This is a genomic window from Terriglobales bacterium (assembly GCA_035624455.1).
In the GTDB taxonomy this organism is placed as follows: domain Bacteria; phylum Acidobacteriota; class Terriglobia; order Terriglobales; family Acidobacteriaceae; genus DASPRM01.
This window is the reverse complement of sequence record DASPRM010000060.1, coordinates 49,268-58,042: the sequence shown is the minus strand read 5'-3', so window position 1 is coordinate 58,042 and position 8,775 is coordinate 49,268. Positions and strand designations below refer to the sequence as shown.

General features: G+C 57.4%; 7 protein-coding genes. 3 read left to right on the top strand and 4 right to left on the bottom strand.

Annotated features, from left to right (window positions below):
• Positions 1-316, top strand: a 316-nt coding sequence (locus tag VEG30_06765) for a P1 family peptidase (protein HXZ79613.1), incomplete at its 5' end; no start/stop codon positions are given.
• Positions 317-505: 189 nt separating this feature from the next.
• Here VEG30_06765 and VEG30_06760 read toward each other — a convergent pair.
• From VEG30_06760 to VEG30_06750, 3 genes are all read right to left on the bottom strand, one after another.
• Complete coding sequence (locus tag VEG30_06760) at positions 506-1,306, bottom strand: family 1 encapsulin nanocompartment shell protein (GenBank protein HXZ79612.1); 801 nt, start codon at positions 1,304-1,306, stop codon at positions 506-508.
• The gene (locus VEG30_06755) at positions 1,299-2,390 is read right to left on the bottom strand and encodes a Dyp-type peroxidase (GenBank protein ID HXZ79611.1); all 1,092 of its coding nucleotides are present in this window, start codon (positions 2,388-2,390) and stop codon (positions 1,299-1,301) included. Before VEG30_06755 ends, VEG30_06760 begins: the two co-directional genes overlap by 8 nt.
• Positions 2,391-2,732: 342 nt before the next feature.
• Positions 2,733-3,395 (bottom strand): peroxiredoxin, encoded by a 663-nt coding sequence (locus tag VEG30_06750; GenBank protein HXZ79610.1) that lies wholly within the window; start codon positions 3,393-3,395, stop codon positions 2,733-2,735.
• A 491-nt stretch (positions 3,396-3,886) separates the two neighbouring features.
• Here VEG30_06750 and VEG30_06745 point away from each other — a divergent pair, with 491 nt between their 5' ends.
• Complete coding sequence (locus VEG30_06745; protein HXZ79609.1) at positions 3,887-7,930, top strand: chemotaxis protein CheB; 4,044 nt, start codon at positions 3,887-3,889, stop codon at positions 7,928-7,930.
• Between the two features lie 54 nt (positions 7,931-7,984).
• Here VEG30_06745 and VEG30_06740 read toward each other — a convergent pair whose 3' ends face one another.
• Entirely contained in the window at positions 7,985-8,242 is a 258-nt protein-coding gene (locus VEG30_06740) for a hypothetical protein (protein HXZ79608.1), read from the bottom strand.
• Positions 8,243-8,378: 136 nt separating this feature from the next.
• Between VEG30_06740 and VEG30_06735 the strand changes: the two genes are divergently transcribed.
• Complete coding sequence (locus VEG30_06735; protein HXZ79607.1) at positions 8,379-8,639, top strand: hypothetical protein; 261 nt, start codon at positions 8,379-8,381, stop codon at positions 8,637-8,639.
• The last annotated feature ends 136 nt before the right edge of the window (positions 8,640-8,775 follow it).

The window sequence follows — 8,775 nt, the reverse complement described above, 5'->3', positions numbered from 1 at the left end:
CCTGGCAGCGCGGGCGATGCTCGGGCTTGGACGCACCGGCTCTGCGGGCTTGAACGGCAGCGGCGATTATGTGATCGCCTTCTCCACTGCTCCTGAGCTGCGGATCCGGCCCGAGGATGCCTCGCCCCGGCGTATTCCGGTGTTATCGAACGATGCCATGTCTCCGCTGTTCCTGGCGGTCATCGAGGCCACTGAAGAGGCTGTGTACAACTCGCTGTTTCAGGCAACGACCATGACCGGACACGGGCACACGGTCGAGGCACTGCCATTGGATAAAACCATCCAGATACTGAGAAAGTATGGAGCCATCGAGTGAAGCGAAAGCGGTCAGCGATCGCTCCTAGTTCTCACGTGACAGGTTTGGTCGGCCGCGCGTTTTGCTTATTCAGCTTCGCACTTCTGTTGCGGGCAACCGTGGGGACGACGAGGATGACTACTGCGACCGTCTCGCCTGTAGGTCGGGATCCATTAGCGAGTAAGGCTCCAGAGGCACTCGCGTGTCCGGCTATCCTGGAGACAGAGCTACGGCTGCCTCGGTAGTAAGCAGCAAAAAAGTAAAAGTCTCCTGCAAGTAGAGCTGGACCACGCTATCGGTGTGGTTGAGATAGCCGATAGAAGCATCCTGGCCAATGTGAAGTTCGAAATCGCCGCCGCGGGTGGTCATAACGACCGCGCCGGGGATCGCAGGCGCCCAGATGATCTTGTCTTCGACCAATCGCTTGACGTGCTCCAGAACCGGATACCCGTGATCACTGGTCTCGGCCAATGCAGTATAAGCATCGGCGCCAAGCAGCACGGTATAGGGCCCGTTGACGCCGACAAGCCGTAACTGGCTCAGCGCTTGGGCAATGGCCTCCGGATATGCACGTACGTCGCCGGGCAGCGTTCTTTTCGGGTTGCTCGTTCCCTGGAAGATGCCCACGATCCCGGCAGCGCTATAGCCCGAAAATATGGCACCGTCCTCAGCAAAGGCTAGCCGGCGCGCCGCGATCTTGGCTGGTCCCCAGTCGGCATCGTTTGCGCCACGATCAACGTCGTCGATCGTCTGCCGCTGCAGCTCGAATGGAATCCGCAGCTCGACCAGGGCCTTCACCTCCCGTTGGCGAGCCAGGATTCCGTCCCCCGGCGTCTGGATTGCCTGTAGGTGGCCGGTGCCGACAGCGGAGAGGCCCGTACCCGCCGGCCCACGCACATCAATCGCCCGCCGCCCTCCGAGGTGGCGCTTGAACGTACGTGTCATTTCCTCTTCAATCTGGGCCCAGGCGGCGTCGGAAATCGGCGCAAGCTCACGATGCAGGTTATTCATGTTCGACCTCTCCCTTCAGGGAACCGACACGCAACGACCCATTGCTCTCATGCCCCTTGGCCGGCGCGGGCTCCGCCGGCGACACGGCAGGTGGAACCGCGACTGCATCTCCCTCTTCGGTTATGTCGTCCAGAAATGTCGCCGTCGGCACGAAGAAAAGATTCCCGCTGACGGCGCGGCTGAAGTCGAGCAGGCGGTCATAGTTGCCAGGCGGCCGCCCGACAAACATGTTTTCAAGCATCTGCTCAATGGTGCGGGGCGAACGGCTGTAGCCAATGAAATAGGTCCCAAATTCAGCAGAGCCGGGACGCCCGAACGGCATGTTATCGCGCAGGATTTTGATCTCCTTGCCATTCTCAACGATGGTCGTAAGTGCGTTGTGGGCTGACGTGGGCTTAACCGAATCATCCAATTCTATGTCGGACAGTTTTGTGCGCCCGATGATTCGTTCCTGTGCCTCAGTGGACAAAGTGTTCCATCCGGCGAGATCGTGCAGGTACTTCTGCACGATCACATAGCTTCCGCCGGCGAAGGTTGTATCTTCGTCCCCGATTAGGGCGGCCTCCGCCGCGTCATCGCCCCTGGGATTCTCAGTTCCATCAACAAAGCCTATGAGATCACGGTCATCGAAGTAGCGGAATCCATGTACCTCGTCGGCTGTCGAGACCGCCTCACCGATCCGCGCCATGATCTGTGTCGTCATCTCAAAACATAAATCCATCCGCTTCGCGCGGATGTGGAACAGCAAATCGCCCGGGGTCGAGACGGCATGGCGTCCTCCAGCGCGAATCTCTCGAAACGGATGCAGCTCCGCCGGACGCGGCGCGCCGAAAAGCTGGTCCCAGGCGTCGGACCCAATCCCCATGACGCAGGAGAGCCCGGCTTCAATGTCGCGGAATTCAACCGCCCGAAATATGGCTGCCAGATCAGCGCAGAAGGAGCGAATGACTTTTCGCTTGCCGGAGTCCGGCTGTAGCGTCACGACCAGAAAGATGGCAGCGCGAGTGAGCGGAGTAATGACAGCTTGCGCGACGGCGCGCCTGCCGTCCGCCAGTTGTGGACCGCCGATTGGATTGGTCGCCATCGGAATTTATCTTGTAACCTTGGCCGGTGTTCCGATCGCCAGATGTTGGTACGGTCCTGAATGTCAGCAATGCGTGAGCCACCTTACCATTGCCTTCCGATGAACGTCCACATCTGACGGAGCGCTGGCAAAAAAGCGGAAGAAAAAGGAGCCCTCCTGGTCGAATGCATACTTCTCGCGCGCACGTACAAGGTCTCTAGCAGGAATTACAGCAAGCTGAGCGGCATCGTCGCGGCACAGGCCAGCACACAATCAGATCGATTGCGCGCAATCCAAAAATCCCACCGCGGCCGAAAAGAAAGCCGGGTGGGATCACACTTTGAAGCACTCCTGAGTCTCGATCTACCCCTTGGGTTGGGGCACGATGCGCAGATACGGCCTCGGGGCCTTCCATCCCTGCGGGTAAGACCTCTTCGCCTCTTCGTCCGAGACCGAGCCGGCAATAATCACGTCGTCGCCTTGCTGCCAATTGACCGGGGTTGCCACCTTGTGCTTCGCTGTGAGCTGCAGCGAGTCGATGACGCGCAAGACCTCATCGAAGTTACGGCCGGTGGTCATGGGATAGACGATGATGAGCTTGATCTTCTTGTCAGGGCCCACCACGAAGACATTGCGCACGGTCTGGTTATCGGCGGAAGTTCTGCCTTCACAAGTTCCCTCAAGCGCCGCGGGCAGCATGCCATAGAGCTTCGAGATCTTCAGATCGGTATCCCCGATCATTGGGTAGTTGGGCGCGAATCCTTGGGTCTCTTTGATGTCATTGGACCACTTCTTATGGTTGTCCACCGGATCGACGCTCAGGCCGATGATCTTAGCCTTGCGTTTGTCGAACTCTGGCTTCATTTTTGCCATATAGCCGAGCTCGGTCGTGCACACCGGGGTAAAGTCTTTGGGATGCGAGAACAAAACCGCCCATGAATCGCCGATCCAGTCGTGGAAACGAATGTGGCCTTCTGTAGTTTCAGCTTCGAAATCGGGAGCAACATCGCCAATCTTGAGAGACATCCAAATCTCCTCCTCCACTGAGAGTGGATAAGCTGGGAATATCGGAAGATGACGGGGAGACCCGGCCCACCCGCGCCGGGCGTCACTTTTGTAAGCGTGCCAGCAGGCAAGGCAACTGTCAACTGTAGCTCGTGTGAGGTTAGCGACCCGGCGCAACGGGCAGTTGAAATAGTCCCATCCTCCGCAAAAGAAGGCAGAAGGCTGGGGCACTACTACTTTTCTTTTCAGGGGGGGCGCAGGGCGAGATGGCTGAAAAAGCAGGGTCCCTCCACACACGATGGGATCGCATCGAGCGATCGCATCGTTTCGTCGGGATGGCAACCGAAGGAGCGGCTCCGCGGCTCGAAACGCAAAGAAGCGTGCCCTGGTGGCTGGTTTGACGCTGCCGATGCACAATACTAGTATTAGGGCGCCAGCCCGGGTGCGATTAATAAGGGGTCAGCCACGCTTCGAGTTCGCGCCGGACTCGGTATTCAGCCGAGGCCCTTCTCATGAAGAAACCTGCCCAAAGCGACCCCGCCAAGAAGAAATCCGCTAAGCAGAGATCTGTTGTTGCGACTGCCGGAAAGGAAGTTGCTCCCGATTCTGCAACCAAACCGCGCCAGTTTCCGATTGTGGGGATTGGCGCGTCCGCCGGAGGATTGGAAGCCTTCTCAGAGTTGCTGCGCCACCTGCCGGAGAAAACCGGGATGGCATTTGTGCTGGTGCAGCACCTGGATCCTACTCACGGAAGCGTTCTGCAGGAAATTCTCGCCCGCACCACCAAGATTCCGGTTACTGAGGTCGCCGACGGAGTTGCCGTCGAGCCGGATCATATTTATGTCATTCCTGCTAACACGGACATGGCGACCACGAACGGAGTGCTGCATCTTGCGGTGCGCCGTCTGACCCGTGGGCAGCATATGCCCATCGATCATTTCTTCCACTCGTTGGCGGATGATCGGGGCGATCAGGCCATCGGTGTGATCCTGTCGGGTACGGCCTCAGACGGCACCGAAGGCTGCACCGCTATCAAGGCGGCTGGGGGAATCACCTTCGCCCAGGATGAAAAGTCCGCCAAGTATGACAGCATGCCCAAAAGCGCTATTCACGCGGGCTGCATCGATTTCGTGCTTCCCCCGAAAGGAATTGCGCAGGAGCTGGCACGGATTGGCCGTCACCCTTACGTGGCACGAGTTCCGTTATCCGAGGAAGATTCCGCCCAAATTGCCGCCAGCACACATCTGGAAACCCTGTTTGCCATGATTCGCGAAGCCACCGGCGTGGATTTCGCCTACTACAAACAAACCACGCTGCAGCGGCGCATCAAGCGACGCATGGTGCTGCACCAGTTGGAGAGTCTCAAACAATACGTACGGTACGTTAGAGAAAACCCGGCCGAACTGGATGAACTTTACCGCGAGATCCTCATCCACGTCACCGGCTTCTTCCGCGACGAAGGAGCCTTTGAAGCGCTGCGCAAGCACGTTTTTCCGGACCTCTTCAAGGAACGCAAGCACGATCCTTTGCCGATCCGAATCTGGGTGCCCGGCTGTTCCACCGGCGAAGAAGTCTATTCGATCGCCATGATTCTGCTGGAGTACATGTGGGAGCAGGGGCGCACTATTCCATTGGCCAGCGCCAGCGCGAAATCGGTGCAGATCTTCGCCACCGACATCAGCGACACTGCCCTGGACCGCGCACGCGCCGGCCTCTACACGGATGCCGGCGTGGCGGAAATTTCTCCCGAACGGCTGAAGCGCTTTTTTGTGCGCTTAGACGGAGGCTACCAGATCAACAAGGCGGTCCGCGATATGTGCATCTTCGCCAAGCAGAACCTGGTGAGGGATCCGCCTTTTTCCAACCTGGACTTGATCAGTTGCCGCAACCTGCTGATTTACCTGGGACCGGTTCTGCAGAAGCGCGTGATTCCGGCGCTCCATTATGCGCTCAAGGCGGGTGGCTATCTGATGCTGGGCGGGTCGGAGAGCCTGGGTGGTTTCACCGAACACTTCAGCCTCACGGATAAGAAGTACAAGATCTACAAGAAAAAGATGACTTCCAGCCGCCTGGTGACTTACTTCACGGCTGCGGATTATTCCCCGCGCCGGCTTGAGGAATACCGACCGCCTAAAAGTAACGGCACCGCAATAAGTATCGACAAAGAGGTGGAGCGAACGCTGGCGAGCCGCTACATCCCCCCTAGTATCGTGGTCAACGAAGACTTGGAGATTATTCAGTTTCGGGGGCGAACCGGGGCTTATCTGGAGCCTGCTGCCGGTCATCCCACCTTCAGCCTCTCCAAGATGGCGCGCGAAGGATTACTGGTGGATCTGCGTACGGCGCTGAGCAAGGCAAAGAAGGAGAACACGGTTGTCCGTAAGGAGGGTGTTCACGTCAGATCGAACGGCGGCACTACAGAGGTGAACCTGGAAATCGTACCCATTCAAGGGCGCGAATCCGGAGAGCGCATGTTTGCCGTGGTCTTCCAGGATGTTGCCCGCGAGGTTCGCAAGCCAGTCGAAAAAAGAATCTCGGAAAAGGAGGCGCGCAAAAAAAGCGGTGTAGTACAGCAGAACGAGAGATTGCAGCGGGAGATAAACCAGCTTCGGGAACAGCTGCAGGCGCTGATCGAGGAGCACGAGACCACGACGGAAGAGTTCAAGGCGGCCAACGAGGAGGTGCTGTCAGCCAATGAGGAATTGCAGAGCACTAATGAGGAACTGGAAACCGCCAAAGAAGAGCTGCAATCGAGCAACGAAGAGCTCACCACTCTCAATGAAGAACTGCAGAACCGCAACGTGGAGCTTAGCCTGGCCAACAACGATCTGCTCAATCTGCTGGCGAACGTAAACATCGCTGTGGTGATGGTGGGCAATGATCTGCGCATTCGCCGCATTACCCCTCCAGCAGAAAAACTGATGAACCTGATTCCCGCCGACATTGGACGGCGGTTGGATGAGATCAAACCGAATGTTCAACTGGAGAATCTGGAAGAGGTTGTCCGCGACACCATGGATCGCGCCATATTGCGTGAGAGTGAGATTCGCGACAAGCAGGGGATCTGGTATGCCATGCGTGTGCGTCCTTACAAAACCTGGGACAGTAAGATCGATGGCGCGGTGATCAGCTTCCAGGATATTGACGCGTTGAAGCGCACGCTCGATCAAACCCGCAGTCTTGCTCAGAACCTGATTGAGAATGCCCGGGAATCGGTGCTGCTGATGGACGCCAGCTTAAGAGTCACTGTTGCCAACCCCTCCTTTTATCATACCTTCCAGGTCTCGCCGGAAGAGACCGAGGGACGTCTGATCTACGAGCTAGGAAATGGCCAGTGGAATATTCCGAAGCTCCGGGAATTGCTGGTGAACATGTTGCAATCGGAGGAGCAGGTACAAGACTTCGAAGTGAGCCACGAGTTTCCAACTCTGGGGTATCGAGTAATGCTGTTGAATGCGCGCAGCATCGAGCCCCAGCCGCAACGGGATCGCATCCTTCTCTCCATTCAAGACATCACCGAGCAGCGGAGACAGCTGGATGACCTAAAGAGACAGGCCGCTTTGCTGGAAATGGCTCGCGAGGCGATCCTGCGACGCGATTTGGAGGGCAAAATCCGCTTCTGGAATAGCGGCGCCGAAGAACTTTATGGCTGGAAAAAGATGGAGGTGCTGGGAAAGAAAACTCATGAAATCCTGCAGACCAGGTTCCCCAGGCCATTCGAAGAGATTCAAACCGAGTTGCTGCGCACCGGACACTGGGAAGGCGAACTCATTCACACCCGCCGTGATGGCGAACACAGAACGGTAGATAGCCGTTGGGCAATTCTCGGCGCCAGCGATGGACACGAGATTTTAGAGATCAACACCGACATTACGCTCCGCCGCCGTTCCGAAGACAGCCTCCGCCAGCTCTCCGCCCGTCTCATTCGTCTGCAGGATGAGGAGCGGCGGCGAATCGCCCGCGACCTGCATGATTCCGCTGGGCAGAAGCTGGCGGCTGCCAAAATGAGCCTGGACACGCTGCTGAAAGATTCTCCCAAGCCTGAGCGGAAAACCGCTCTGCAATCCTCCACCAACCTGGTGGACGAAGCCCTGCAGGAGCTTCGCACCGTGGCCCACTTGCTACACCCGCCGTTGCTGGACGAGGCGGGACTGGTTTCGGCTACGCGCTGGCTGGTGGATGGATTTTCCAAACGCTCGGGATTGGAAGTGGAACTGGTGACCCCTGCCAAGCTTGATCGCCTGCCCGAGGACATCGAGATCGCCTTGTTCAGAACCGTTCAAGAAGCGTTAAACAACATTCGCCGCCACTCCGGCGCCAAGACAGCACGAGTGCAAATCGCTTCCAAGGGGCAGGGAGTGTGGCTGGAGATCAGCGACACTGGAAAGGGGCTTCCTCCGGAAATGCTGTCCGCACCGGGAGCCAACCCCCGCGTGGGAGTGGGAATTCTCGGCATGAGGGAACGCCTGGCGCAATTGGGAGGAACCCTGGAAATATCCTCGAGCAAGAAGGGAACGACAGTCAAAGCTTTCGTTCCAATTTCCGAAAAGTCCTAGCGGAGGCGCTGCGGCTGGGGAAGCCGAATGCTGCGCCTTGGGATGCCGAAAAACTCAATGCGAATTGCCTGGCACCTTCCGTAGAGTGATGGCCTGAAGATCGTTCAGAGCCAGCAGCGCGTCGCGTAATGCGTACTCTTCGGTTCCCCCAAGCCCATTTTGAGTCAGTTCCCTGACGCGCGCGTCAATTGCCGCTCGGGCAGCCTCGATTTTTTGCGCCAGCTGCGTTTGGTCGATCTCCAAAACCGCCGCTTCAAAGAGTCTCCGCCACTCGGGCTTGGATGGGATGTTCTCGCTTCCGACGCCAATCATTGAAGCACTCCACAGATCAAGGTTCTTTTATAACTCAAAAAATCGGGGGGGGGAGCCCAAAAAAAACAGCGTCGGGTATAGTATTGTACGGAGTATAAGAAGTATTCTCCCTAAGTTCCTAGCTAGGGTGCTTCCTATGGAAAATCCGCGATTTGCGTCCGTTACCAGTGCTCATGTCCGGAATGCCGCCAAAATGGTGGCGTCGGGAAACGTCCGTAAGTGGGGAGTCAGAGTGAATCAGCAGGAATATGCGGTACGTCCGCTAATGATCGCTGCAGCGAACCTGGTGCAATCGACGGCTCCGCTGGTCACCCCGATGGACTCCAACTCTCACCAGTGTGCCCGATGGCTGAAGAAGCTTGGGTTTATAATCAAGTACCACGAATCCTCAGAATAGTGGCTCCGGTTGTTGTGCCGGGGCTGATATTGCAAACCATCGAAACTCTGGCCTAAGCACACCCTTCGTCAACATTCACCATAGGAGCATCTGCCCAGCGCGCATAATCACGAACGCAAATTTCAGTTCGCCGGAG

Excerpts from the sequence above, each read along its gene's own strand:
- VEG30_06760 (HXZ79612.1), bottom strand. The coding sequence starts at position 1,306 with ATGAATAACCTGCATCGTGAGCTTGCGCCGATTTCCGACGCCGCCTGG.
- VEG30_06755 (HXZ79611.1), bottom strand. The coding sequence starts at position 2,390 with ATGGCGACCAATCCAATCGGCGGTCCACAACTGGCGGACGGCAGGCGC.
- VEG30_06750 (HXZ79610.1), bottom strand. The coding sequence starts at position 3,395 with ATGTCTCTCAAGATTGGCGATGTTGCTCCCGATTTCGAAGCTGAAACT.
- VEG30_06745 (HXZ79609.1), top strand. The coding sequence starts at position 3,887 with ATGAAGAAACCTGCCCAAAGCGACCCCGCCAAGAAGAAATCCGCTAAG.
- VEG30_06740 (HXZ79608.1), bottom strand. The coding sequence starts at position 8,242 with ATGATTGGCGTCGGAAGCGAGAACATCCCATCCAAGCCCGAGTGGCGG.
- VEG30_06735 (HXZ79607.1), top strand. The coding sequence starts at position 8,379 with ATGGAAAATCCGCGATTTGCGTCCGTTACCAGTGCTCATGTCCGGAAT.